General features: G+C 45.1%; 1 protein-coding gene. It reads right to left on the reverse strand.

Features of this window, described 5'->3' with window-relative positions; all coding sequences use genetic code 11:
- Nucleotides 1-699, reverse strand: a 699-nt coding sequence (locus ACYVRA_RS07630; protein WP_461252140.1) for a UDP-N-acetylmuramate dehydrogenase, incomplete at its 3' end; no start/stop codon positions are given.
- Nucleotides 700-796 lie beyond the last annotated feature (97 nt).

A 796-nucleotide genomic window follows, 5' to 3' on the forward strand; every position in this document is an offset into this window, starting at 1 on the left:
TTCACGCCTGTCTTTTCTGTACTCTTCCGTCTTAATTAACATTTTTTCTTTATCGCCTTTTTTTAACCTGAATGACGCGCTTATTATGACGCAATCCATTTCTTGGAAAGGGCTTTTTTTATACGCGAAACCTTCTCCGTCTTTAACTTCTACCCTCTTTATTACATACGTACTTTCCGTTACGTGATCACAAGTGATAATTTCAACCCAACTTAAAACATCCGCTATCTCGCCGCCGTAACAGCGGGCGTTCATCCAAACCGCCCCGCCTACAGTTCCTGGCATTCCAGATAGAAACTCAAGTCCGCTTAAACCGGCGACGCAGGACGCGTCAACGGCTTCGTCTATGCTCGTTCCGCTTTTAAAAACCATTCCGTCTTTTTCAGCATTTACCGGCGTGTTTTCGCCTTTCCAAGCTCCCATGTCCAGTACTATACCGCGTATCCCCTTGTCACAAACCGCGATATTCGCGCCGCCGCCAAGAACAAACACGGGAATTTTTTCAACGCGGCAGCGGTTTAAAATATTGACGCAAAAAGAAACAAATCCTTCGCCCTCAGGACGCAGCAGGCAGTCGGCGGAGCCTCCCACTTTAAAAGTAACGCGCTCTTTCATAGGCTCGTCATAGAGGACATTAACCGCGCACGGGGTTTCTTCAAGACATTTATCAATTATTTCTTTAATTTCTTTTTTGCCCATAACTAATTGCTTGGAACTTCTATTCCAAGGCCTTCCGCGGTACGGCGGGCTTTTCTTGCAATGCTTTCATTTTTGTCTTTTGTAAGCGTTAAAATAT

Source organism: Treponema sp. R8-4-B8 (assembly GCF_054786175.1).